At 50.5% G+C, this 23,599-nt stretch carries 22 protein-coding genes and 2 pseudogenes; 16 read left to right on the top strand and 8 right to left on the bottom strand.

The features are described 5' to 3' along the window. The first annotated feature begins 64 nt into the window (after nt 1-64). A complete protein-coding gene (prs, locus tag AQ981_RS17310; RefSeq protein ID WP_058912991.1) occupies nt 65-1,012 on the top strand; it encodes a ribose-phosphate diphosphokinase in 948 nt (315 codons plus the stop codon). A gap of 126 nt (nt 1,013-1,138) precedes the next feature. Beyond that, the gene (gene dauA / locus AQ981_RS17305) at nt 1,139-2,818 is read left to right on the top strand and encodes a C4-dicarboxylic acid transporter DauA (RefSeq protein ID WP_275935311.1); all 1,680 of its coding nucleotides are present in this window, start codon (nt 1,139-1,141) and stop codon (nt 2,816-2,818) included. A gap of 70 nt (nt 2,819-2,888) precedes the next feature. Here dauA and ychH read toward each other — a convergent pair whose 3' ends face one another. Beyond that, nucleotides 2,889-3,167: a stress-induced protein YchH gene (gene ychH / locus AQ981_RS17300; protein WP_058912989.1), complete on the bottom strand. Its 279-nt coding sequence runs from the start codon at nt 3,165-3,167 to the stop codon at nt 2,889-2,891. Between the two features lie 285 nt (nt 3,168-3,452). Here ychH and pth point away from each other — a divergent pair, with 285 nt between their 5' ends. The 4 genes and pseudogenes from pth to AQ981_RS27705 all read left to right on the top strand — a co-directional run bounded on the left by pth (nt 3,453) and on the right by AQ981_RS27705 (nt 6,314). Then, nucleotides 3,453-4,037 (top strand): aminoacyl-tRNA hydrolase, encoded by a 585-nt coding sequence (pth, locus tag AQ981_RS17295; protein ID WP_058912988.1) that lies wholly within the window; start codon nt 3,453-3,455, stop codon nt 4,035-4,037. Nucleotides 4,038-4,159: 122 nt separating this feature from the next. Continuing rightward, a complete protein-coding gene (ychF, locus tag AQ981_RS17290) occupies nt 4,160-5,251 on the top strand; it encodes a redox-regulated ATPase YchF (protein WP_058912987.1) in 1,092 nt (363 codons plus the stop codon). 215 nt (nt 5,252-5,466) lie between these two features. Next, nucleotides 5,467-5,862 (top strand): annotated as a pseudogene (locus AQ981_RS26235) (tyrosine-type recombinase/integrase); the annotation flags it as partial. A gap of 191 nt (nt 5,863-6,053) precedes the next feature. After that, nucleotides 6,054-6,314, top strand: a complete 261-nt coding sequence (locus AQ981_RS27705) for a hypothetical protein (RefSeq protein ID WP_154675950.1) — start codon at nt 6,054-6,056, stop codon at nt 6,312-6,314. A gap of 137 nt (nt 6,315-6,451) precedes the next feature. Here AQ981_RS27705 and AQ981_RS17280 read toward each other — a convergent pair whose 3' ends face one another. The 5 genes from AQ981_RS17280 to AQ981_RS17260 all read right to left on the bottom strand — a co-directional run bounded on the left by AQ981_RS17280 (nt 6,452) and on the right by AQ981_RS17260 (nt 12,121). Continuing rightward, on the bottom strand, nt 6,452-6,805 hold the full coding sequence (locus AQ981_RS17280; RefSeq protein WP_058912985.1) for a nuclear transport factor 2 family protein: 354 nt from the start codon (nt 6,803-6,805) through the stop codon (nt 6,452-6,454). Between the two features lie 365 nt (nt 6,806-7,170). Beyond that, nucleotides 7,171-8,202 carry a fimbrial protein gene (locus AQ981_RS17275; protein WP_058912984.1) on the bottom strand — a complete coding sequence of 344 codons (1,032 nt, stop codon included), beginning with the start codon at nt 8,200-8,202 and terminating at the stop codon, nt 7,171-7,173. Nucleotides 8,203-8,205: 3 nt separating this feature from the next. Next, complete coding sequence (locus tag AQ981_RS17270) at nt 8,206-10,740, bottom strand: fimbria/pilus outer membrane usher protein (protein WP_058912983.1); 2,535 nt, start codon at nt 10,738-10,740, stop codon at nt 8,206-8,208. Between the two features lie 62 nt (nt 10,741-10,802). Further along, the gene (locus AQ981_RS17265; RefSeq protein WP_058912982.1) at nt 10,803-11,516 is read right to left on the bottom strand and encodes a fimbrial biogenesis chaperone; all 714 of its coding nucleotides are present in this window, start codon (nt 11,514-11,516) and stop codon (nt 10,803-10,805) included. 47 nt (nt 11,517-11,563) lie between these two features. After that, a complete protein-coding gene (locus AQ981_RS17260; RefSeq protein ID WP_058912981.1) occupies nt 11,564-12,121 on the bottom strand; it encodes a fimbrial protein in 558 nt (185 codons plus the stop codon). Between the two features lie 407 nt (nt 12,122-12,528). Here AQ981_RS17260 and AQ981_RS17255 point away from each other — a divergent pair, with 407 nt between their 5' ends. Both AQ981_RS17255 and AQ981_RS17250 read left to right on the top strand, forming a co-directional pair. Continuing rightward, a complete protein-coding gene (locus AQ981_RS17255; RefSeq protein WP_058912980.1) occupies nt 12,529-13,296 on the top strand; it encodes a winged helix-turn-helix domain-containing protein in 768 nt (255 codons plus the stop codon). A 6-nt stretch (nt 13,297-13,302) separates the two neighbouring features. After that, complete coding sequence (locus AQ981_RS17250) at nt 13,303-13,773, top strand: hypothetical protein (RefSeq protein WP_058912979.1); 471 nt, start codon at nt 13,303-13,305, stop codon at nt 13,771-13,773. Between the two features lie 166 nt (nt 13,774-13,939). On the opposite strand, the gene AQ981_RS17245 is transcribed toward AQ981_RS17250, so the two are convergent. Continuing rightward, nucleotides 13,940-14,263 carry an arsenic metallochaperone ArsD family protein gene (locus AQ981_RS17245; protein WP_420809769.1) on the bottom strand — a complete coding sequence of 108 codons (324 nt, stop codon included), beginning with the start codon at nt 14,261-14,263 and terminating at the stop codon, nt 13,940-13,942. 79 nt (nt 14,264-14,342) lie between these two features. Then, nucleotides 14,343-14,462, bottom strand: a pseudogene (locus AQ981_RS17240) (transcriptional regulator); the annotation flags it as partial. A gap of 601 nt (nt 14,463-15,063) precedes the next feature. On the opposite strand from AQ981_RS17240, the gene AQ981_RS17235 reads away from it, so the two are divergent. The 8 genes from AQ981_RS17235 to tssJ are packed head-to-tail and all read left to right on the top strand — an operon-like array spanning nt 15,064 to nt 23,580. Further along, nucleotides 15,064-17,424 carry a type VI secretion system Vgr family protein gene (locus AQ981_RS17235; protein ID WP_058912978.1) on the top strand — a complete coding sequence of 787 codons (2,361 nt, stop codon included), beginning with the start codon at nt 15,064-15,066 and terminating at the stop codon, nt 17,422-17,424. Between the two features lie 15 nt (nt 17,425-17,439). Then, entirely contained in the window at nt 17,440-17,814 is a 375-nt protein-coding gene (locus AQ981_RS17230) for a DUF3592 domain-containing protein (protein ID WP_058912977.1), read from the top strand. A gap of 53 nt (nt 17,815-17,867) precedes the next feature. Beyond that, nucleotides 17,868-20,408 carry a DUF2169 family type VI secretion system accessory protein gene (locus AQ981_RS17225; RefSeq protein WP_058912976.1) on the top strand — a complete coding sequence of 847 codons (2,541 nt, stop codon included), beginning with the start codon at nt 17,868-17,870 and terminating at the stop codon, nt 20,406-20,408. Beyond that, nucleotides 20,405-21,472, top strand: coding sequence for a pentapeptide repeat-containing protein (locus AQ981_RS17220; RefSeq protein ID WP_058912975.1), 1,068 nt, complete (start codon nt 20,405-20,407; stop codon nt 21,470-21,472). The genes AQ981_RS17225 and AQ981_RS17220 overlap by 4 nt, the downstream gene beginning before the upstream one ends. 27 nt (nt 21,473-21,499) lie before the next feature. Next, nucleotides 21,500-22,108, top strand: a complete 609-nt coding sequence (locus tag AQ981_RS17215; RefSeq protein ID WP_058912974.1) for a DUF3540 domain-containing protein — start codon at nt 21,500-21,502, stop codon at nt 22,106-22,108. Between the two features lie 4 nt (nt 22,109-22,112). Further along, a complete protein-coding gene (locus AQ981_RS17210; protein ID WP_058912973.1) occupies nt 22,113-22,505 on the top strand; it encodes a DUF4150 domain-containing protein in 393 nt (130 codons plus the stop codon). A gap of 29 nt (nt 22,506-22,534) precedes the next feature. Beyond that, on the top strand, nt 22,535-23,050 hold the full coding sequence (locus tag AQ981_RS17205; RefSeq protein ID WP_058912972.1) for a hypothetical protein: 516 nt from the start codon (nt 22,535-22,537) through the stop codon (nt 23,048-23,050). Nucleotides 23,051-23,070: 20 nt separating this feature from the next. After that, nucleotides 23,071-23,580 carry a type VI secretion system lipoprotein TssJ gene (gene tssJ / locus AQ981_RS17200; protein ID WP_058912971.1) on the top strand — a complete coding sequence of 170 codons (510 nt, stop codon included), beginning with the start codon at nt 23,071-23,073 and terminating at the stop codon, nt 23,578-23,580. The last annotated feature ends 19 nt before the right edge of the window (nt 23,581-23,599 follow it).

Raw genomic sequence — 23,599 nt, 5'->3', positions numbered from 1 at the left:
TGCCCCTCCCGCAAATTATGGGCAGCCACCCTCCACCACTGGACGCATGCCTGAGGTTCTTCTCGTGCCTGATATGAAGCTTTTTGCTGGTAACGCCACCCCGGAACTAGCACAACGTATTGCCAACCGCCTGTACACTTCACTTGGCGACGCCGCTGTCGGCCGCTTTAGCGATGGCGAAGTCAGCGTACAAATCAATGAAAACGTACGCGGTGGTGATATTTTCATCATCCAGTCCACCTGCGCCCCAACAAATGACAACCTGATGGAATTGGTTGTAATGGTTGACGCCCTGCGCCGCGCTTCCGCAGGCCGTATTACCGCGGTTATCCCCTACTTCGGCTATGCCCGCCAGGACCGCCGCGTGCGCTCCGCCCGCGTGCCGATTACGGCGAAAGTCGTAGCGGACTTCCTGTCCAGCGTCGGCGTCGACCGCGTGCTCACCGTGGATTTGCATGCGGAACAAATTCAGGGATTCTTCGACGTCCCGGTAGACAACGTTTTCGGCAGCCCGATTCTGCTGGAAGATATGCTGCAGAAGAATCTTGATAATCCTATCGTCGTGTCTCCGGATATCGGCGGCGTCGTGCGCGCCCGCGCCATCGCCAAGCTGCTCAACGACACCGATATGGCGATTATCGATAAGCGTCGTCCGCGCGCTAACGTTTCCCAGGTCATGCACATCATCGGCGACGTCGCGGATCGCGACTGCGTTATGGTCGACGATATGATCGACACCGGCGGTACCCTGTGCAAAGCGGCTGAAGCGCTGAAAGAACGCGGCGCCAAACGGGTGTTCGCCTATGCCACGCACCCGATTTTCTCCGGCAATGCGCTGGAAAACATTAAGAACTCAGTGATCGACGAATTTATCGTTTGCGATACCATTCCGTTGACCCCGGAAATTAAAGCGCTGGATAAAGTTCGTACCCTGACCCTTTCTGGTATGCTGGCGGAAGCAATTCGCCGTATCAGCAACGAGGAATCTATCTCCGCGATGTTTGAACATTAATCGGAGAGTGTCAGAAAACCCGCTGCGGCGGGTTTTTTTATGATTGTTATTTATTTGTATGACTAATGCAGCAGTACCCGGCATTTAGCTGATAAATGCCTGTTATCTCGCTCACGGACGATGACAGTGAAAACATCTTTCTTAACTCAGGTTGTTCCATTTCGGGCTATGATCGACGCCTGCTGGCGCGAGAAGTACACCTCTTCACGCTTTATGCGCGATCTGATCGCCGGGCTGACGGTTGGCATTATCGCCATTCCCCTCGCCATGGCGCTGGCTATCGGCAGCGGCGTCGCGCCGCAGTATGGTCTGTACACCTCGGCGGTGGCGGGTATTGTGATTGCGCTGTGCGGCGGTTCGCGCTTCAGCGTATCCGGCCCCACGGCGGCGTTTGTGGTGATCCTCTACCCGGTGTCCCAACAGTTCGGGCTGGCGGGATTGCTGATCGCCACCCTGATGTCCGGCCTGTTTCTGGTGCTGTTCGCCATCGGGCGTTTAGGGCGCCTGATTGAATACATCCCCCTGTCGGTCACGCTGGGCTTTACCTCCGGTATCGGGATCACCATTGCCACCATGCAACTGAAAGATTTCTTCGGGCTGGCGATAACCCACGTGCCGGAAGATTACCTCAGCAAAGTGGCCGCGCTGGCCATGGCGTTGCCGACTATCAACTGGGGAGACGCGGCAGTGGGGATTGTCACGCTGGGTACACTGATTCTGTGGCCGCGGCTGGGTATTCGCCTGCCCGGTCACTTGCCGGCGCTGCTGGCAGGCTGCGCCGTGATGGGCATCGCCCACCTGCTGGGATCGGATATCGCCACTATCGGTTCCCGCTTCCACTACCTACTGGCCGACGGCTCGATGGGCAACGGCATCCCGCAGGTTCTGCCGCAATTGACCCTGCCGTGGAATATCCCGGAATCCAGTTTTACCCTGAGCTGGGAGTCTATCCGCCTGCTGCTGCCCGCCGCATTTTCAATGGCCATGCTCGGCGCTATCGAATCCCTGCTGTGCGCGGTGGTACTGGACGGCATGACCGGCACTAAACACAACGCCAACAGCGAACTGCTCGGGCAGGGGCTGGGCAACCTGATAGCCCCATTCTTCGGCGGCATTACCGCCACCGGCGCGATCGCCCGCTCGGCAGCTAACGTCCGGGCCGGCGCCACCTCTCCGGTGGCGGCAATCATTCACTCACTGCTGGTTATTCTGGCGCTGCTGGTACTGGCGCCGCTGCTCTCCTGGCTGCCCCTTTCCGCCATGGCGGCGCTGCTGCTGATGGTGGCGTGGAACATGAGCGAGGCGCACAAAGTGCTGAACCTGCTGCGCCGGGCGCCAAAAGACGACATCATCGTAATGCTGATCTGCATGTCGCTGACAGTGTTGTTCGACATGGTGATCGCCATCAGCGTCGGGATCGTGCTGGCCTCGCTGCTGTTTATGCGCCGTATCGCGCGCATGACCAAACTGGCGGCGATCAATGTGGCGCTGCCGAACGGCGTACTCGCCTTTCGGGTGACCGGACCGCTGTTCTTTGCCGCCGCCGAAGGGATTTTCAACGATCTGTTGACGCGTATCGACGGGAAAAGGATCGTTATTCTGCAGTGGGATGCGGTTGCGGTGCTCGACGCCGGCGGGCTTGACGCCCTGCAGCGTTTTGTCGATAAACTGCCTGAGGGCTGTGAACTGCGGATTACTAATCTGGAATTTCAACCGCTGAAAACCCTCGCCCGGGCCGGTATCAAACCGATACCGGGGCGACTGGTGTTCTTCCCGGACCGCAATGACGCGTTAGCCGGGCTGTAATAAACGGCGCTAAAGTACAAAAGCCAGTCACGATGACTGGCTTTTTGCTTTCGGTAATGCAATCAAAACATCAGCCTGGCTTATGCTGGCCGTTACGACGACAGCGTTTGTCGAAGTGACGCACCCACCAGTAGCGATCGGAGATCTGCTCATGCCCACCAATACGCGCACCGGTTAACCACAAAATGGCGCCGACGAAGATACTCAGTAACGCACCGTGTTCAAAATATTGTGGCAGATTAAGCTGCGGGAGTTGATTTAAGAGGGCGTATCCTACGCCGCCTACCATCACAACCAGGCCCATCCCCATCAGAACATTACCGAGTAACGAAGCGTTTTTGCGTTTCATATGTCACCTCCGGATATCTGGCTGGGTAAGGAGAATCCTCATTCCCTATGAGCAAAGTATAGACAACAGGCATGACCAGATTGTGGGGTGACGATCACAGATATGAATATTTCATCAACAAAACTTTACAAATAAGTGACTGAACAACATGAAAAATGAATGATAACGCTACGTAACAATTGTGCAATTTGTGCGGCCAAAGTGTTGCACTTTGTCATCCCCTGTTGAGCACAGTACACTACGCTGCATTTATCGTTTTCCGTTATCAGTATTCAGGATAGTCCCGTGACCATTAAACTCATTGTCGGCCTGGCGAACCCGGGCGCAGAATATGCCGCCACGCGCCATAACGCCGGAGCCTGGTATGTGGATTTACTGGCCGAACGCGCCCGTCAGCCACTAAAAGAGGAAGCAAAATTCTTCGGCTATACTTCGCGAATTACCCTGGGCGGTGAAGATGTTCGCCTGTTGGTTCCCACTACGTTTATGAATCTCAGCGGTAAAGCTGTTAGCGCGCTGGCGACCTTTTACCGTATTGAGCCGCAAGAGATTCTGGTAGCCCACGATGAGTTGGATCTGCCCCCGGGAGTAGCAAAGTTTAAACTCGGCGGCGGCCACGGCGGCCACAATGGCCTGAAAGACATCATCAATAAACTGGGCAATAACCCGGGATTTCATCGTCTGCGGGTCGGTATTGGCCATCCCGGGGACAAAAATAAGGTGGTTGGCTTTGTCCTTGGCCGCCCTCCTGCCAGCGAGCAAAAGCTGATTGACGAGGCTATTGATGAGGCCGCCCGCTGTACCGAAGTATGGCTGAAAGAAGGATTAACCAGGGCCACCAATCGGCTGCATGCCTTCAAAGCGCAGTAGCCCGCGGCTGAATTAACCATCCGGAACCAGCCATTTGCGTGTATAATGCCGGTTATTGTCTCTTTTCATCACGGGTTGCAATGTAACCCAATGATTATCAAGTAATTAAGGTGATTTAAACCATGGGATTCAAATGCGGTATCGTCGGCTTGCCGAACGTCGGTAAATCCACTCTGTTCAATGCGCTGACCAAAGCGGGGATTGAGGCGGCGAACTTCCCATTCTGTACCATTGAGCCGAATACCGGGGTCGTCCCGATGCCGGATCCGCGTCTCGATAAACTTGCCGAGATTGTTAAGCCGCAGCGCATTCTGCCGACTACCATGGAGTTTGTCGATATCGCCGGACTGGTGAAAGGCGCTTCCAAAGGTGAAGGTCTGGGCAACCAGTTCCTGATGAATATTCGTGAGACGGAGGCCATTGGCCACGTGGTGCGCTGCTTTGAAAACGACAATATCATCCACGTAGCGGGTAAAGTGAATCCGGCGGAAGATATTGACGTGATCAATACCGAGCTGGCACTGGCGGACCTTGATACCTGCGAGCGCGCCATTCACCGGGTGCAGAAAAAAGCCAAAGGCGGCGATAAAGACGCTAAAGCCGAGCTGGCGGTGCTGGAGAAGTGCCTGCCGCAACTGGAAAATGCCGGTATGCTGCGTGCGCTGGACCTGAGCAAAGAAGAGAAAGATCTGGTGAAATACCTGAGCTTCCTGACCCTGAAGCCGACCATGTATATCGCCAACGTTAATGAAGACGGTTTTGAAAATAACCCGTATCTGGATCAGGTGCGTGAAATCGCCGCCAGTGAAGGTTCCGTCGTGGTGCCGGTGTGCGCCTCCGTGGAATCTGATATCGCCGAACTGGACGACGAAGAGCGCGACGAGTTTATGCAGGAGCTGGGGCTGGAAGAGCCGGGTCTGAACCGCGTGATCCGCGCAGGTTACGAACTGCTGAACCTGCAAACCTACTTCACTGCGGGTGTAAAAGAAGTGCGCGCCTGGACCATTCCGGTCGGCGCCACTGCCCCGCAGGCAGCCGGCAAAATTCATACCGACTTTGAGAAAGGCTTTATCCGCGCCCAGACCATCGCCTATGAGGATTTTATCACTTATAAGGGCGAGCAAGGCGCCAAAGAGGCCGGTAAAATGCGCGCCGAAGGGAAAGATTACATCGTTAAAGACGGTGATGTAATGAACTTCCTGTTCAACGTCTAAATAAAATCTGTTGCCTCATGAGGTTTCATTAGATCTCGCGAGAATCACAAAACCCCATAAAATCCATGCAATTGCATGGATTTTTATTTTCATGACGCCTCAATTTATCTCCCTACAGCTCAGTCAAAAATGAGTACAGGAGTGAGTATAAAATACTTTTGTCTTATCTCAGGGTGAGTACAATAACGTTATAATAATTATACAGGGACAACGTTATACTCACAGACACCCAGTGCCGTACAGCAAAACCTAAAGAAAAGCTTTATCGACTCAATGATACTGACGGCCTTTATCTGGAAGTTAAGCCCAACGGCAAGAAAGCGTGGCGCTATCGTTTCAAAATCAATGGCAAGTCCAGCATGTTTGCTCCGGGTGAGTATCCGCTTGTGAAACGGGTTGAAGCGCGTGAGAAATGTAAGCAGCCTCGCAAGCTAGTCAGTGAAGGCATCAACCCAGCTCAGGCACGTCAGCTCGATAAGATTCGCAAAACTAATGAAGCCGCCAATACTTTTGAGGTCATCGCAAGAAAGTGGCTACAGATGAAGGATTGGGCTGAAATAACCAAAGTACGTCTCAATATGCTGGAGCGCGTAGTCTTCCCCGCTATCGGAATTTAGCGGCTAACCAACCGAACACTGATAAATAGACCGGCAGCTATGAGCGAAAAACGGACCTCCAGACTATTTATTCAACATCAGTATGGGTTTAAGTAATCGCCCGCACTTATAGTGACCCTGACCCAAAATCCTGAGTCATGTCATCGCCCCCCGTGCTCAGGATAAAACCAAAAACGGCGACACCGGTGACGCCTCCCACTTGCCTTGCACAGTTATCAGACATTCCAGAAATCAAATTAAACGATGGTGTAAAGATTCCACAGATTGGTTTCGGTACCATGGATCTTGCTCCTCGTGACAATACCCTACAAAGCCATGAGGTTATCATCGTTAAAGATATCCGTACTAATTGCCTTAACATTAGAACTAATAAAAATGGTGCGGATACTAACTCAGTGATTAATTTATATAAAAAGCATTCAGAACAATATTTCAAAAGTATTTAACACTTAACTTCTAATTGAATAGGCTATATTTTAATACAGCACTGATATTATAAATAATTTTTAAGGGAAGTTATTATGCTTCCCTTAATGCACACTTTAAGAAATTTGCAACCTATTCATATAATGATATATGCATTTTATTCAATAGGCAAATTGTGCTGTTTTAAGAAAGATAGCTTATCCCAATAGCCTCTTTGAAATATAATTTTATTATTTACTATTTGAAAAAAACCGCAACCTCTCAAACCTAATGGGGAACGCCACTCTAAAATTGCCCATTGTCCATCTTCGAAAATGTTTTCAACGATACAAACCATTTCTGGAATAGTAAAATCCTGTTCAAACATTTTCTTTATAGCCTCTTTCCCAATAACTGGCTCATTGGCTACCTGATGGTTTATTGCATTATCATCATATAATTCTGAAATAATTTCCACATCTGCATTATTAAATGCGTCAACCCATTGGCAAAGTATTTCTTTTGGCTTCATATAAATTACCTCCAGACCTATAAATATCTCCTTGCTATAGCATAACATCAAAAACTTATCAAGCTCAAAATTTATTTAAAGCATAGGATTTTGGGTCAGGGTCATCCGGATGCCATGATGGTAAGCAACACTAAAATCCACGCTATTGCGTGGATTTTTTTATTGTCCTCTCGCCCTACCGGGTAGCCAGCATTCACGCGATATTCAGCAAGCCTCTCCTCTGCCCACAATATCTGATACCGTACTTGTTTAACCCATATTGGCTGGATTGTTCTGGCAAAAGAGGTGGCGGATATCTCTTTCTATACTCTAATTGTAGGGCAGATTTGTCTACGGGTTCAGGGACACGCCATATTGCTAATAAATTATTTATATTGAACAGTATAAATAAGTTTGCTATTAGCCTGCCCCATCGTCACTTTATCGGCCGTTTTAATATAGCGAGCATAAAGTGGTATTTTAATTGTATTAGCCCCCTCAACATTCAGATCAGTCCAGGTAAATGATGTCCATTTTTGTTCAGACCGCGTTCTGGATATCTGGATACCGATACCTGTAGCACCATTGCTATCTATAGCCATAATCCCACGGGAACTATTGATGAAATCATTTACTGCCTGCAGAGTAACTGAATAGTAGTTTTCAGGCCTTATCGTTTGGCTTAATATCCCACTAAAACTGGTAAAGCTATAGTTATAAGCATTGGAGAATGCACGATCGCAAATCATCGTAATACTCGCATCCTCCCAGTCAGTTGTCTCTGAATCAGTAAAATAATTCACATTATGTTCACCCAGCCAAACTTTTTTTTCTTCCGCCATACACGTGGGAACAACATAGGAAACATTACCCGTAAAAGCCACTGACCCCAGCGTAACAGAGCCGCTATTAGATGTGCCACTACTTGATTCGGTACCATAAATATCAATCGTTGGCAGAGTTGATGCATCAAGCACCCCACTTATTGTATCACTTTTCATTTTCACTATATTAAGTTGAACCAGTGAGACAACTGCCGCCGCGGTATCATTTTCGGATATACGGATACCATCAAGCATTTGTGAAAAATAAGCACCAAGTCCATCTATCGATGTTTTATATATCGGACTCTTGCCTAAATAGGTTCCTGTTTTCCCTAACGTACTTTTAACCTTCAACACAAGATATCCCGGTGCCGAATCACATGTAAAGCGCGCTGATGGCGCATAAAACCCTACGGTCATCAATACATTACCCGTCTCCATATTAGGTGATATAGAGTTGAATGGAATCGGATATGTACTATTCGGAGCAACACTCATCGTCTGGCAGGCAGCATAAGAAAACGGCGCTCTGATTAATAAAATAAAACCCAATAAGAGTAATCCAGACAAATTATTTTGGGTTATTTTAAACATTATTTATCCTCTTACCACTGGAGGATTACAACCAGTAATAATCTCTTCCAGTAAAGCTGTTTTGTTTAAATGTTCATTTTTCAGTCGATAATTAAATTGACATGTTTGTTGCGGATCAGCACCATTATTAACGATTAGTGTGCCGCTATCACGTTCAAGCCGGGCATAAATTTGCCCTCCTTGTCCGACATAACCCACCACTTGCCCTTCTGTGTTACGAACTTCAGCTCCAAACGGTAGTGGCGTTTCTCTCCCCGTAATGGTGATCAGTGCCGGCCATCCATGACGGGTGATATAATTTACTTTCACTACCGCGCCATCGAGTGGCGCAACCTTTTGCGAGGTCGTGTCCAGTTCCACACCACCAGCAGTGCCTTTCAAATCTATCCGGATGTCATTCAACTGATAGGGATTGAGATAAGGCACCAGCGCATAACCCTGGCTATCAATATACACACCACTATAGCCACTCACTTTTGCCCCTTCCGCGCCTTTGGCCTCTACCAGAGCAAAGGTTTCCCCCTGCCACGGCGAAAGTGTCACGCCAGCGCTGTGGCCAATCACAGTCCCGCTCACACCTCCGGAAACGCTCCGGTAGTGACGCCCGGTGCTGTATGCCGCATTTACTGAGGTTACCGGTGAACGATACTGCGCATTAACTGCGCCGCTGTTAGCCGCTCCCTGATTGTCAGTTGTCGCCGAGAGGCCGTAGTTGAACGAGCTATCTTCCCCTGCTGAGCCACTCAAACCTGCCCGCTGGTTATGACGCCCATTGCTGCTCCTGTCGTAGCTGAACTGCCCGATCGGTGAGTTATAGGATGCTCCCAACGGAAGGCTAAAGTTCAGAGAAACAGTATCCTGCGAATGTCCATAAGCGTTCCAGGTCCTGCCGCCATTCACCCCATAACTAAGACGTTTCCAGCTATTGCTGTAACCCACCTGGTACTGTTTGTCATTCCCGCTGGCATTCCAGTAATTCTGAATTGAAGAACTCAGATAAAACTGTCCCCAATTGTCGGGTAATCCCTGAGTCACCGTTAATGTATAACGGCTTTTGTTACGCCGGATAATATCCCGGTCATAGCCTTTATAAACCCGATCCCGGGTCTGCATAACGGTCAGATAATCCATGTATCCATTGGTTGAAAACCGGTAGGCTGCAAGAGCGAATTGACTGCGTGTTTCAGCAATATATTTGCTATAACTGATGCGATAACTTTCACCCCTTCGCTTATCTTCCCCAGTATCAATATTACCCAGATTAGAACGGGCATGCGTGATATCCGCACTGACTGCGCCAAACGGCATGGCTACCGCCCCGCCCCCCTGACCCGCATAATAATTATCTCCGCCCTGCACACCACCATATATCGTAAGCAAATTATTGACGCCGTACTGTCTGGAGCCCTGCCACAGCAGTGGGTTATTGTGCAAATAGCGATTATTGAGCTTGCCTACCGAAAACTCGTAACGCGCCATTCCTGGCCGTACCAGAGGCGTTACCGATGCATAAGGCACCTGAAAATATTGTTCGCTACCATCCGCCTCATGCACCATAACCTCAAGATCGCCGCCATACCCTGTTGGGTAGAGATCGTCAATAACAAAAGCGCCAGGGCTAACCACAGTGTCATAAATCAAATTGCCTTTTTGATATACAGTAACCCGGGCATTAGTTCGGGCAATTCCGTGAATTTCCGGCGCATATCCGCGTCGCGACAATGGTTCCATACGTTCGTCGCTTTCCAGTTTTATCCCGTTAAACGGCAACGTATCGAATAACTGACCGGAGGTATTAACTTGCCCAATAGAAACTCGCCCTTTAATAACCGGGATATCATGCTGGGCGTAGGTATTCAGCGTCTGGTAGCGACCACCGGATCGATTATTCCAGTTCCAGGTGCCATTATGGCGCAGATACCAGCGACCGAGGTTGATACCGCCATTAATTCCGGCATACATATTGCTGTAATTATCATCACGGCTTTCACTGCTATAAGCATTCAAATTGTAACCCAACAATGCGGCAGGAATTCCGTCATCCCAAAGAGATGGAGGTACCGAAGCACGCGCAGTCCGGCTCTCATAAATCTGAGGAACTTCAATATTCAGGACCTGTCCGTTACTATCAAACGTCACCGAGGCGCCGGGAATAACAGCAGGAAGATCGATACAATGATTGGCTTGCCTGGCAAAGGTATCCTCCGCAAGTCTCGTGTGGTCAATAGGCAGTTGAATCAACAAAGAAGGGGTCAGGCAAGGCACCACGCTTTTATCCGTCTGAGTAACAAACGCAATTTCCTGGTTCAGATATAACTGATTATTGAAAAACAACCGGGTACGATGGATGCCCGGAGTTGCACTCCCGCCGTGAGAAAAGCGTGCCAAATCGGATACAGCATCCTTACCTAATATCAGAAATGAGGGATCAAATTCGATAACAGAAGCCTCTTCCGCCTGGACAGTAAAAGTCAATGCCGACATAATCAAGCGGCAGCACAGTCGCGCAAGCTTTCCTGGTAAGGTGATTCCCTGCATGTAATCCTCTACTCTTCAGTATGACCGGGTATATACAGATGGAATGAATATCTGAAATATTTTTATTTCACTGTAAAATCCTGTGTGCGGATTGCGCCATAATCGTCAATCCATGCCACTTTTATATTTTTGCCACGCGTTACTTTGATATGATTAAAAGTACGACTGTCCTCAGGTGGTACCATGTCGATATCCATGGTTTTTCCATTGAATGTCACTGTCGTCAAAGAGAGGTAATAAGGTGTGGAATTAACGACTTTCAAACCACTCCCGCTGTCAGACCAAACCGCCTGCTCAGGTGCCTGGCTGGCAGCTCCTTTCAGGATTATCGGACGATAAAAGAACTTAATCCGGGAACGAATCGCCAGTTGTAGGTAGTTATCTGGCATGGCGGCTTTATCCGGACGGCCGGGAATTTCCAGCACATTCAGCCAGAACAGAGATTCGCGGTCCTGACGCAGCCCTGACGTGCTTTTGGCACTAATTCTCAGCGTCTGCGTTTTACCTGCGTCAACGCGATTAACGGGCGGAATCAAAACAAAAGGAACGACAATCTTATCCGGTGTCGCTTTTTCATCACCGGTGTCCAGCCAACTTTGTAATAATACGGCTCGCTTTCCATTATTCGTTACCTGTACTGTCACTTCACTGGCATCAGAAGAGTAAACCACCCGAGTGCCATTAATCACAACACTCGCCAGAGAAGGAAAAGATATTAATACAGTAATGATAAAAGCGAAAAAGCCAAAACTTGTCGTGATATATCTGTTACTCATACGGCCCTTCTGAGATAAAGGGGGAGTATATCTCTCCCCAGTTATTTTTATTTATAAATAAGGTTATAAGTAACCTGAGATGTCACCGTACCTGGAGTGACCACGCCCTCAGAATAATATTCAACAAAATAAGGAAGAGTGGCGCTTGCGGAGGTTACATCTACATATCCTGCAGTAGAGTTAATTTGTGATTGATCGCCTGCGACAATAACACTGTCATTCTGACCATCACGCAGTTGCAGGCTGATATTTCCAGCGCCGGAATCCGTGGTATCCATATTCTTCAGACGGCCGGTCGCGTCATCAACAGAAGTCCCGGCTGCGAAAAAGGCTTTTGCACTACTTAACCCTGTTGAGCAGCCACTCAGCGACAGCGTAAAACGAGTCTTACCATTGGTTTTTGTCGCCCCTTTTAAGGATTCCGCAGAAACGGCGGGTAATACCACAGCTGCATCGGTACCAGTACCGCCAATATTCACCTCACAGGTTGTATCGGTAATAGTACCACTAAAGCTGATAACTCCTGAGTCAACGGCCAACACACTCCCTGACACTAATAGTGATGAAAGCATAGCCGATAAAAAAACACGCTTACTGACATTCATAACAAGCTCCATTTAATTTAAATAGATTAAACCACCAGCATTTCAACTGGTAAAAATACTCAATGCCACTTTCTTACGTACCCGGGAACGTAAGAAAATCATTTCGTAAATAAATATTCATTTGCATTTCAACTGCATCCCCCTTATTTTACACAGGGTATTAGCCACCCTTTACAGGGGCTTCATGCAGAGTGAACATTCCACAAAAAAAACCATGAAAACTCAATCATATATCATCAAATTTATAATTATAGGATTTTATGCTGAGCAAATATAAATTTAAATTATTTTACACCACAGGATGTATAATACTTAAAATTGTCAGATGATATAAATATATATATTTCAATGAGTTTTTCGATGCTATTTGTATAGCACTCGATTGAAGATTGAATCAGGAGGTATCAATGATCTACATACTAAATGAAACATTATACTATCGAACTACAGATGGCCTGGTTCGACATGTCTCTGAAGATGATAACCATGGAATGCTGTTGACCCCCATCGTCAACAGAATATTTCGGGTACTTATTGAGCAACAGGGTGAGATTATAACTAAAGAAGGATTCATCGCGTTGGTCTGGGAGGCCAACGGGATGGAGGGCTCAACAAATACTCTTGTTCAGTATATGAGTCACCTGAGAAAAATTCTCAATCACTATTTACCTGACATGATGATTATTACCACTGTACCTCGCACAGGTTATACCTTATCAAGCGATGTTACTGTATCCTCCATTGACCAGGAGGATACAATTAAAACCTTTACTCAGAAAAAAAGACGTCCGTCAACAACAATGCATTATAAAAAATCAATTATCATATTAACTTTTGCTATTACAGTACTCATCACCCTGTTTATCGTAGCAGATAGATTAAACGATGAAAGTATTATCACACCTCAACATATTACGCCTCTTTTTACATATAATAGCTGCCCCGTTTATTACCTTTCCTCCAGTGAAGATCAGAAAGATATTGCAAACAACACTCAAATAGCGAAGAAAATAATTAATAACGAAAACATTTCCTGTACTAAAGATGTAAGTATTTACATTGCTTTTAATTACAGCAAAACAGGTAATACACCGATAAACGCCATGCTCTCACGGTGTATCGAAAATGGTCAATACCAAAACAACTGCAAATCTTATCAATTTAATCAATGGTGATATCAGATGAATAAAATCATGATTATTACACTAACTTCCCTGTTAATGCTGGCGACAACCTTCGTTGTGTATTCCGGTACAGGAAAGTATCTTAGATTTGTTTGCAACGCCACTATAATCAGCCCCAGTAATAATCAGGACACGCCCTACACCTTCGCCAACTATACTATTTTACTGGATGGTCATGGTCGTGGATATGTAAAAATAAATGGCGAAGTCATTATAAAAAACGATCGCTCCATTCTGAACAGAATAGTACTCTTTAAATATGACGCCACGCACTACCGGGATACAGATCTCACCTTACATGTTCTCGGCACCCGGAGAGCATGGGATGATAACACTTTTAACAATCTCGCCTTACCTTATATTTTATTAAATACTGAACTTGATGAAACCATCAAAATTTCCCAGCTGCCATCTGAAGATCTACTGGTGTCCATGGGATCAAAACCACTTTTCATTTGCTCAGAGTAAATGCCGCAAAATATGTTGTACTCTGGCAGATAGCTAAACGTCCCGGCGCGTTCCCCCGGGAACTCCGGGGGAACTCATAACATCAATCGATATGGATTTGATGGTTGACCAGCGTATTGCGCGACGTACCGCAGGCCGGATGTGATAAATGGTCATGTTGCTCATATCAGTATCTCATTACAGAGTGGCAGAACATCGTAGCCAGCCCGACGTTCTCCAGCGGGGGGATAGCGAACCAGCACGCCAGCTCTGCGCGTTTCGGATAACGTCCTGCCATCACCGTTTCACCGTCCAACAGCAGTAAATGCAATCCGTCGACCCCGGACACCTCAGGAAACGTTTTGGCTTTCTCGTTACAGGCAAAATTTATTAGCTGCCGGAGCAGATTAAAACACTCAACCTGAACACCCCGTTGCTTCAGCCACTGTTGTACGTCCGCCGCGAAATCCACCAGCGCCTGATCGACATCAGAACCACAGCGCCGGGTCAAACACCGTTAATGTTCATATCCTCAACACTTTATATATGAGATTTCATATGTGATAGCAGGAAATCCTCGGCTACGATTATTCCAGCGCACTACACAGATCGCAAACGCACAGCACCCCCATCTCCCTGAACAGCAGAATGATACCCGGACGAGTTTCATCGGACAGATATTTGAAGCGTTGCAGGCAAGTCAGCGGCATAATTTATCCTGAGTCCATGTGCAACATGGGCACGCCGCATCGCAATAAAATCGATCACGCATTCGAAAAAACATATTTATTACGACGCAAGATAGCGCAACCAGATGACACTTAAGCTTAATGCGGAACACTATTTTACACACCGCCACTACCAGGTGAAAATATGGCGTAACTAATTACCGCCTGGTCAACATTAGTCCTTATTCCTGCAGGTGTCAGGTCCGATCAACTTCACAAAAACAGGGCCCTTCAATTACACCATCCGCACTCAAAACTGGTTATTTCGTGCTAAATAGCCAATATCACAGCGGGATAAATCTTAATATTGTAATTTACCAGGGAATTATCCTGGTCAATAAGACTTTATATTCACGCCGTTGAAAAGTCCGATTATCTGGAATATTAAAAAATACAGAACCATCACCAAAACATTCCACGCATCGACAAAATATAATGTCGCGAGATCTCTTTCCCTTATCGATTCAATAGCAGTATTGTCATAAAAAACAAATCCTTGTATGTTGCCGAAAAATGTAAATCGTTGGAGCTGGCACTGATGTCAGGGCCGTGCGGTAGCTATGTCTGAATATAAGGACGTTCAATGGACAGAGTGATTGTGGCACATACCCCGCTGGATTTGGATACGCTGCTATTCAAATCCCTGACGGGTAATGAAACCCTTTCCGGGCTATTTGAATTTCATATTGAGTTGCTCAGCACACGTAATGACATCAATCTGCGCGAGTTATTAGGCAAGCCGCTCACCGTCGAATTACGGCCGCAACCGCATATCGCCAGATATCTCAACGGCTATATCACCCGCATGACGCTGGCTGGTCGGGAAATAAATAGTGAGCGCTATTACCTTTATCGTGCCTGCGTGCGACCCGGGTTATGGTATTTAACCCAGAATCGGGATTTCCGTATCTGGCAGGAAAAGTCAGTTCCCGATATTATCGCCAGCGTGCTGGCAGGTTATCAAATAAAGTTTGAAAATCGGTTAATCAGTAAATATCGCGAATGGGGTTACTGCGTACAATATCAGGAGAGCGATTTCGACTTTATCAGCCGCCTTATGGAACATGAGGGGATTTACTACTATTTCCATCATGAAATGGGTAGCCACACTCTGATTCTGGCTGATTCCCCGGATTCGCATGAGCCCCTCGCCGGGTATGAGACAATCCCCTGGAAGACCGCGGAGTCCGGCAACCATCAGAACACCGAAAGTATTCACGACTGGAGCGTCTCGGACGCTATCACGCCCGCGATGTACAGCCTCGACGACTACGATTTCCGTAAGCCGCGCGCCCATTTGCTGGAAACCCGCCATAATCCGCTCTCCTGCGCTGCCGATAAAGCCGAGATCTTTGACTGGCCCGGACGTTTTACCGATCGCGAACATAGCCAGTTTTATGTTCAGGTCCGCCAGCAGGAATTTGAGTCGCAACATGAAACTATGCAGGGAGAGGCTTCCGCGCTGGGACTGGCGCCAGGACACAGCTTTCTCCTGACCAGAGCGCCGCGCATCGCCGACTGCCGGGAATATCTGACGGTTAGCGCCAGTTACCAATTTTACGAAGGCCATTACGCCAGCGGCGACAGCAACCGCGCCGAACAGCGTACGCGCTTTTCCGTCATACCGCGCGATGTCCAGTGGCGGCCTGGCCGTCAGACTCCGTGGCCAAAAACCCACGGTCCGCAAACCGCAGAGGTCGTTGGGCCGCCAGGTAACCCGATCTGGACCGATAAATATGGCCGGGTAAAACTCAAATTCCGCTGGGATCGCCACAGCAGCGACAGCGACGCCAGTTCCTGCTGGGTACGCGTATCCAGTTCGTGGGCCGGCTGGAAATATGGCGGTGTGCAAATCCCACGCGTCGGCGAGGAAGTGGTGGTAGATTTTATTAACGGCGATCCGGACCGCCCGCTGGTGACTGGCCGCGTGTATAACGAGAACAACATGCCGCCCTGGGATCTACCTAATGACGCCACCCGCATGGGATTTATGTCACGCAGCACCAACGGCAGTCAGGACAATGCCAGCTATCTGTTCTTTGAGGATTCGCCGGGTCAGGAATCCTTTGATATGCACGCGGAAAAGCAGATGAATATCTCCGTCGAGGGTGATAAAAACGTCTCTATCGACGGTACCCGCACCACGGTGATTGGCGGTGAGCAACATGATACCGTCTATGGCGATGCGTCGTTTCACTTCAAAGGGTCGCGGGAGGTCACCGTTGACGGACTGGAGAAAAACACCTTCAACAGCCGTCAGGAAGTCGAAATTACCGACGGACGGCAGTTCACCATTACCAGCGGCGGTGATGAAGTAAACATTACCGACGATATTTCCCGTACATTTAATGGTAATATCACCGAAGAAACCATCGGGGATATCGTTCAAACCGTTACCGGTAATACAGCCCAGCATAATGATGGTGACATAACCAGAACAATCGTCGGTCACATAGAGGAAACGATTACCGGTGATGTTATAAATAATACGACTGGTGACGTAACGCTTGCGATAACCGGTGATGTTACCGAAGATATTACCGGTAATAAGACAGAAGAAATCGTGGGGGAGTTGACGGAGTCAGTAACTGGCTCATGGACACAGGATGCTACGGGTAATATTTCCATATCATCTGATAGTGCAATCACGATAAAGAGTGATGTGGCGATTATGATGGAAGCGCCGAATCTCACTAATCAAAGTAAGAGTAATTCTTTCACTTTCAGACCGCTTAGTAATACCTTTACGTATATTGAGTCGTTTAGTTATAATACACTGGGCATGTCAGTAACCCCTTTTTCTCTTGGCATCACTGGCTTTAAAATAAGTAACAACCCTGTCGAATTCCACTTCGATAACGGTGTGAAAATAAAAGTTGCAGGCGTTCAATGGGACAATCTGGCGATGGGTATTCATGCAGCAGCATTATGGGCGTTTTTGTAGATAGCAGAGATAATAATGGAGATATTCACTTTTTCACGCTATTTCGCATACACCATGGCGATTCTTGGCTTTTCTCTGTTCACTTTTTTGATTATCAAAACGATGAAAACAGATGCGGGAGAAATTAAAAAGAAAGGTACCCGGCAAACTGCCACTATTGTCGATATCACAGCCCAATCCGGTGGTAACAGTGCCTTTATCAATGTGATAATAACTGCCAGGTTTGTTACTCAGGATCAAAAAAAAATTATTGCTAAAGCGCCAACGGTCATATCCGTTCTGGATACCGCTAAATATCAGCCCGGTGAATCAGTACCAATAAAATATCTCAGCGATAATCCGCAAAAAATCATTATAGACATTCCCTCTCCACTCCAGAAAAAGAAATGATGCAGGGTTCCGTCATCTCTTCTGAAAAAATAAATTATTAAACCGGACAACTGATGAAAATCATTAAGCCTCTGCGTCTTAGCCTGCTGCAGCGCCCCTGGCGCTGGCAGCAAAAAAATCATCTTGGCGTTGCCGTGATGGGGCTGGCGGATATGAGCAGCGCGCCGCGCCTGCGTCCGGAAACCGAACTCTGGCAACTGGTGGAATCGGAACTACAGCCCGGTAATAGCGTTGTCGATCTGGCGATCCCCAAAGCCTGCGCGGAATTTCTCGCCAGCGGATTCGCCTATACCGCCCATCAGCAGCAAAAAACCGCCTGTGCGGTAAAAATTCAGGTCGCGGAAAAAGAGAAAACCCTGCTGGCATTTGGTGAACGCCACTGGGTTAATAATGTGCCATCGCAACCGCTGCCTTTCGAACAGATGCCGCTAAACTGGAGCCGGGCATTTGGCGGGCCTGAGTATGCCGACAACCCCCACGGCACTGGCGCTGCGCCAGAACTGATTGACGGAATCCTCATTCACCGGCTGCCGAATATCGAACCGCTGTCCGGGCAAATCACCCGACCACAGCAAAAGCCGGCGCCGGCCGGCTTCGGAGCACTGGATTTCACCTGGCCTGCCCGCTTTACGCGCATCGGCAAAAAATACGATCGCCACTGGCTGGAGTATGAATTCCCCGGTTTTGCCAACGATATCGACTGGCGTCTGTTCAACGCCGCCCCTCAGGATCAGTGGTGGGAAAATCTTGATGCCCTGCCTGAGCGCGCGCCGTGGCGCATCTGGAATATGCACCCGACTATTCCAGTACAGTCCGGCATATTACCGCCGTGGCGCGCCCGCTGTTTCATTAACCGCCTGCGCGCCGACGATACGCTGTTTGAAGAGATCCCCCTGCGGCTGACGACGGTATGGTTTTTCCCGCACCGGGAACAAATGTTGCTGATCTGGCACGGCGCTACCCGCATCAATGAAGATGACGGCGCCGATGTAGTGCATATTCTGCCCGCCCTGGAGCAAGCCGGCGCGCAACGCTCGACCAGTCACTATCGTAAAGTGCTGCAGCAGCGTCTGGATAAAAGCCGCGGCGCGCTGTTTGCTTTTCGTGAAAAAGATCTGCTGCCGGAAAACGCCATCGGACCCTGGCTGGATACGGAAGTAGTCGCTCAGGAGAACCCGCTGAGCGCTAACCTGAAAGCCCGCGCCCAACAGTTGCGCGATGAATATCGCCCTGAGCACACGGAGGAACAGGATATCAGCAGCGCCTTTTCCGGCACCATGCAGCATAAAGTCCCGTCGCTGGATGAACTGCCGGAATTCGTCGAGCGTATGGAACAGCAGGCGGAACAGATTCGCCAGCAGTCCCATGAGCGCCTGCGCAGTCAGGGGCTCGATCCGGACAATCCGGGCGGCGATCATCCGGCCCCTCGTGGCCCGGAAAATTTCCAGCGCATGCGCGATATGTTACACACCCATGCGACACACGGCCTTTCCGCACAGCAGATAACCCAGGTAGAAAACGCGCTTCATGACACCTACCTGATGTCAGTGCAAACCCAGTCTCCAGCCCTGAAACTGACCGGGGACACGGCGCAAATCATTCGCCGCCGCGTCCAGGCTACCATGGAAAGCGACAAAGATTTCAGCGGCCTCGATCTGACCGGCGCCGACTTGTCGGGCCTTGATTTACGCCACGCCAATTTCTGCGCCGCCATGCTGGAAAGCGCCGACCTGAGCGGCTGCCAGTTGGACGGCGCCGATTTTACCCGCGCCATGCTGGCCAGATGCGACGTTGTCGATAGCTCACTGCATAACGCCATCCTGGAACAGGCCTGCCTGACCCAGGCTAACTGCCATGGCAGCGATTTCACCGGCGCGGTGTTTCATAAAACCCAAATGCAGGAGGCGCGCTTTGAGCAATGCATTTTCGACCAGTCACGCTGGGAGGAGCTCATGCTGTATCGCACCGATATCATTCGCTGTCGTTTTCACCACGCGCGCATCACTAATACGCTGTTTTTTGAGCTGACGTTGCCGGAACCAGACTTCACCCATGCGGCGATGAGTAAAGCCGCTTTTATCCGCTGCCGGTTTACCAGGGCGCGATTTGCCCATAGCCGACTGGAAAGCTGTTCATGGGTGGAAAGTCAGTTGCCCGAGGCCGGTTTTCAGCATGCCGAACTCAACGCCTGTGCCTTCACCGTTCCCGCCTGCATGGAAAAGACGGATTTCAGCCACGCCACCCTGACCCACTGCAATCTGCGCCAGGTCGCGCTGTCCGGCGCCTGTTTTATGATGGCCAGGCTTGATAACAGCGATTTGAGCGAAGCGGACTGCCAGCGCGCCGATATGCGCAAGATGAACGGCGCCGGCAGCCTGTTTATCCGAACCAATCTATGCGGCGCACAGTTGAATGACAGTAATCTGATTGGCGCCCTGTTACAGAAATGCCGCCTGAGCGGCGCGGATTTGCGTCACGCCAATCTGTTTCGCACCGATCTGTCGCAATCGCTGATCGACGCCACGACCAGGCTGGATGGCGCATGGACCACGCGCAGCAAAGTACTGCCGAAAAGGGATAAGCAGCGGATATGAACCTCAGCGCGCAGGAAATACAGCAAAAAATCAAGCGCGGCGAAACGCTGCAAAACTTCTCTGCCGCCGGCATGACGCTGGCCGGGCTGGACCTCTCCGGGGCTATTTTCAGCCACATTGATTTCAGCGCTACCGACTTCAGCGCCGCTAATCTGCACAGCGCGGTATTCAATGAATGCCTGTTACCCGGCGCCCGCTTTGCCGACGCCACTCTCAGACAAACGTCGTTCAACCTCTGCGACATGCGCGAATGCCGCTTTCCCGGCACCCCGCTGGCCTCCTGTACTTTCAACCAGTGTGACCTGACGCGCGCCGATTTCAGCCACGCTCAGCATGACAAAGTGCAGTTTATGCAGGGAACGCTGGATGACGCTCTGTTCAACCATAGCGAGCTCCATCACGTCATCTTTGTCAGCCTGACGCTTAACGCCGCGCAAATGGCGGCGACAACCCAGCGGTTAACCACCTTTTTTCGCCTCGATCTGCGCCAGGTGGACTTCAGCGACGCCAGTTTCGACAGGACGACGTTCTTCGAATGCGATCAGCGCGGCAAACGCTACGCCGGCCAGCACCTGCACGGTTGCCAGTTTACTGACAACCCGCTCGACGACACGGATTTCAGCCGCGCGCGGTTAACTCAGTGCAACTTTAAAGGCGCATCGCTGCAGCGCGCCGTGTTTGATAGCGCAGACGCCCGTCAGGCGCTATTTATCGGCGCTGATTTATCCCGGTCCGCCTGCCGCCACGGGCGTTTCGACCAGGCGGTGTTTGTCGCCGCCCGGCTTGACGGCGCTGACTTTTCCCACAGCAACCTGTCACAGGCGATTTTACAGCAGGCGCGCGCCAGCAGCGCCGTTTTCCAGGGCTGCGAACTGGCGTACAGCGATTTCACCCAGGCGGATATCAGCCACGCCGATTTCCGCCAGGCGCATTTTATGCGCACCCGGCTGCATCGCAGTCACCAGCACGGCGCTCATTTCTCCGATCGCCAGGGGGTGCTGGAAAACGACCCGGAATTGCTCGCCGCCGAAATATGGAATGCCCGCCGCCAGAATCGCCTGTAACCGCAGATATCATCAAAAGGAACGTTTATGAACTCAGCGACCGCCTCTCACGCGTTACCCGTGAATTCACCACAGCAGGCCGTTGGCTGTGTCGTTGATCTACCGGACGACGCCAGCGCAATTGTCGAATTTGCAGGGCGCGGCTGGCACTGCCGCCGCGCCGCCAGTTGCCTGATAGCCCCTGAATACCAGGACAGGGTACTGATCGCCACCGCAGGCGGTCAGCTTTGGCTGCTGGCGGTCCTGGAGCGGGCGGAGAGCGCGCAACCCGCCACGCTGCAGGTCGCGGGCGATCTGCATATTGCCGCCGGCGGCGACCTGGCGCTGAGCAGCCAGACGCTGAATATCACGGCCCGGGAGGGGGACTGCCATATTGAGGATCTGAAATACAGCGGCGATTCCGTCAGCGCATGGCTGGGCGTCACGCGCTTTGTCGGTCGCCAGTGCGAATCCGTGTGGCAGACCGTCACCCAAATCAGTCACCGACTGCTGCGGCGCACCGAAACCCTCGAACAGGTGCGCGCCGGCCAGCTTGACGTGCAGGCCAACGATTACCTGCGCCTGCACGCGCAGAACAATTTTATTACCGCCGACGCCATCACCAAAGTCGATTCCGAACAAATCCATATGGGGTAACACCATGTTTGCCAACTGCCAGTTAATGGGGCTGGACACCGGTTTTCCCGATGTCTGCCTGACCCCAACCCCGACGCCAACGCCGATCCCCTACCCCAATCTGGCGCTGGGGCCAACAGCGATCCCGGTGGCGTTTAACATTCTTTTTATGGGCATGCCCGCCCACAACATGGCGACCGTCACGCCGCTGACCAACGGCGATAACGCCGGTATCGCCCTCGGCGTCGCCTCCGCAACGGTGATGGGCCCTTCCCGGCATATCACCGGCGCGTTTACCGTTCTGCTCAAAGGGATGCCCGCCACCCGACTCACCAGCATCAGCCTGCAGAACTCCACCAACGCGCCCGGTATGCGGGTGGTTCCCAGCCAGCTCAAAGTGTTGATGCTGGCGCCATAAATTTAGCGACTTTTTCAGCGAGGATAACGGTGAACAAACGCACTGGCCTGTTACTGTTGGCCACTTTATCGCTCTGCGCCTGCCGATCGCCGGCACCGCCGGCGCCAGACAAAGACGCCATCGTCACCAGCAAAGTGGACGGCGTGGTATTACACCACCGCTTCGCCATTAAGCCCCCGGAGGTATTCACCCCGATTAATGAAGAGTACCTCACCCTGTACAGCGTCAGCGTGATGGATTCCCCCGGCTACGGCGGCAGCGTGGTCACCCAACTGGAGAATGCCGCCCCTTTCTACGCGCTGGGCAGAGTTGAAGGTAGCTGGCTGGCTATCTCGCGCGCCTGGGGCGGCAATCTGACTGGCTACATTGTCGGCAATGCCGGGATCCCCAAAGACCAGCACCGCGCCGCGGTGTTAAAAGATCGCGCCGTACTGCGCGCACGCGCCAGAAGCGCCGCCCCTGCCAAACCAGCCTCTGGCTGTATTGACGTCGCCGACAGTAAAGCCTGCCAGGACGGCGGTTCCGCCACCTGGATCCTCGACTAATTAACTCCGAAGGAAACATCATGCTTACTGCCGCGCACCGGCTCCCGCGCCACGGTTACTGGTTCCTGTTGTGCCTGGCGCTCCTGACGCTGAGCGGCTGCATGTCGACGGCGCAGCAGATCCCGGCGCGCTATCGGCTCGCTTTCGACGCCGCGCCCCAGGCCAATGACGCGCTGCCGGTAAAAGTACGCGTTTTACTGCTGCGCAGCGATGCCGAATTCATGGCGCAGGATTTTTTTAGTCTGCAAAACGATGCCCGCCAGGCGCTTGGCAATAGCCTGATCGACAGCGACCAGTTCTTTCTGACCCCCGGTCAACAAAATAAACGTCTGGAAGGGCAAAGCACGCTGGAGATCCGCTACATCGGCATTATCGCCGAATACCAGCAGCTCGGCGGCAAAGTCTGGCGCCTGTCGCTACCGCTGCCGGCGCCGCTGGAAACCAATTTTTATAAAGTCTGGCAATTCTCCCCCGACACCCTCGAAGCGCGACTCCTTGTCGGCGCGCAGGGTCTGGAGATTGCCCGCTAATTTCACGCATTGCGCTACA

This window comes from Entomohabitans teleogrylli (genome assembly GCF_001484765.1).
GTDB classification, from domain to species: Bacteria; Pseudomonadota; Gammaproteobacteria; order Enterobacterales; family Enterobacteriaceae; genus Entomohabitans; species Entomohabitans teleogrylli.
Note: the sequence above shows the minus strand (reverse complement) of the source record. Positions and strands in the feature narration are given on the sequence as shown.

Excerpts from the sequence above, each read along its gene's own strand:
- ychH (WP_058912989.1), bottom strand. The coding sequence starts at position 3,167 with ATGAAACGCAAAAACGCTTCGTTACTCGGTAATGTTCTGATGGGGATG.
- ychF (WP_058912987.1), top strand. The coding sequence starts at position 4,160 with ATGGGATTCAAATGCGGTATCGTCGGCTTGCCGAACGTCGGTAAATCC.
- AQ981_RS17280 (WP_058912985.1), bottom strand. The coding sequence starts at position 6,805 with ATGAAGCCAAAAGAAATACTTTGCCAATGGGTTGACGCATTTAATAAT.
- AQ981_RS17275 (WP_058912984.1), bottom strand. The coding sequence starts at position 8,202 with ATGTTTAAAATAACCCAAAATAATTTGTCTGGATTACTCTTATTGGGT.
- AQ981_RS17270 (WP_058912983.1), bottom strand. The coding sequence starts at position 10,740 with ATGCAGGGAATCACCTTACCAGGAAAGCTTGCGCGACTGTGCTGCCGC.
- AQ981_RS17265 (WP_058912982.1), bottom strand. The coding sequence starts at position 11,516 with ATGAGTAACAGATATATCACGACAAGTTTTGGCTTTTTCGCTTTTATC.
- AQ981_RS17260 (WP_058912981.1), bottom strand. The coding sequence starts at position 12,121 with ATGAATGTCAGTAAGCGTGTTTTTTTATCGGCTATGCTTTCATCACTA.
- AQ981_RS17255 (WP_058912980.1), top strand. The coding sequence starts at position 12,529 with ATGATCTACATACTAAATGAAACATTATACTATCGAACTACAGATGGC.
- AQ981_RS17250 (WP_058912979.1), top strand. The coding sequence starts at position 13,303 with ATGAATAAAATCATGATTATTACACTAACTTCCCTGTTAATGCTGGCG.
- AQ981_RS17235 (WP_058912978.1), top strand. The coding sequence starts at position 15,064 with ATGGACAGAGTGATTGTGGCACATACCCCGCTGGATTTGGATACGCTG.
- AQ981_RS17230 (WP_058912977.1), top strand. The coding sequence starts at position 17,440 with ATGGAGATATTCACTTTTTCACGCTATTTCGCATACACCATGGCGATT.
- AQ981_RS17225 (WP_058912976.1), top strand. The coding sequence starts at position 17,868 with ATGAAAATCATTAAGCCTCTGCGTCTTAGCCTGCTGCAGCGCCCCTGG.
- AQ981_RS17220 (WP_058912975.1), top strand. The coding sequence starts at position 20,405 with ATGAACCTCAGCGCGCAGGAAATACAGCAAAAAATCAAGCGCGGCGAA.
- AQ981_RS17215 (WP_058912974.1), top strand. The coding sequence starts at position 21,500 with ATGAACTCAGCGACCGCCTCTCACGCGTTACCCGTGAATTCACCACAG.
- AQ981_RS17210 (WP_058912973.1), top strand. The coding sequence starts at position 22,113 with ATGTTTGCCAACTGCCAGTTAATGGGGCTGGACACCGGTTTTCCCGAT.
- tssJ (WP_058912971.1), top strand. The coding sequence starts at position 23,071 with ATGCTTACTGCCGCGCACCGGCTCCCGCGCCACGGTTACTGGTTCCTG.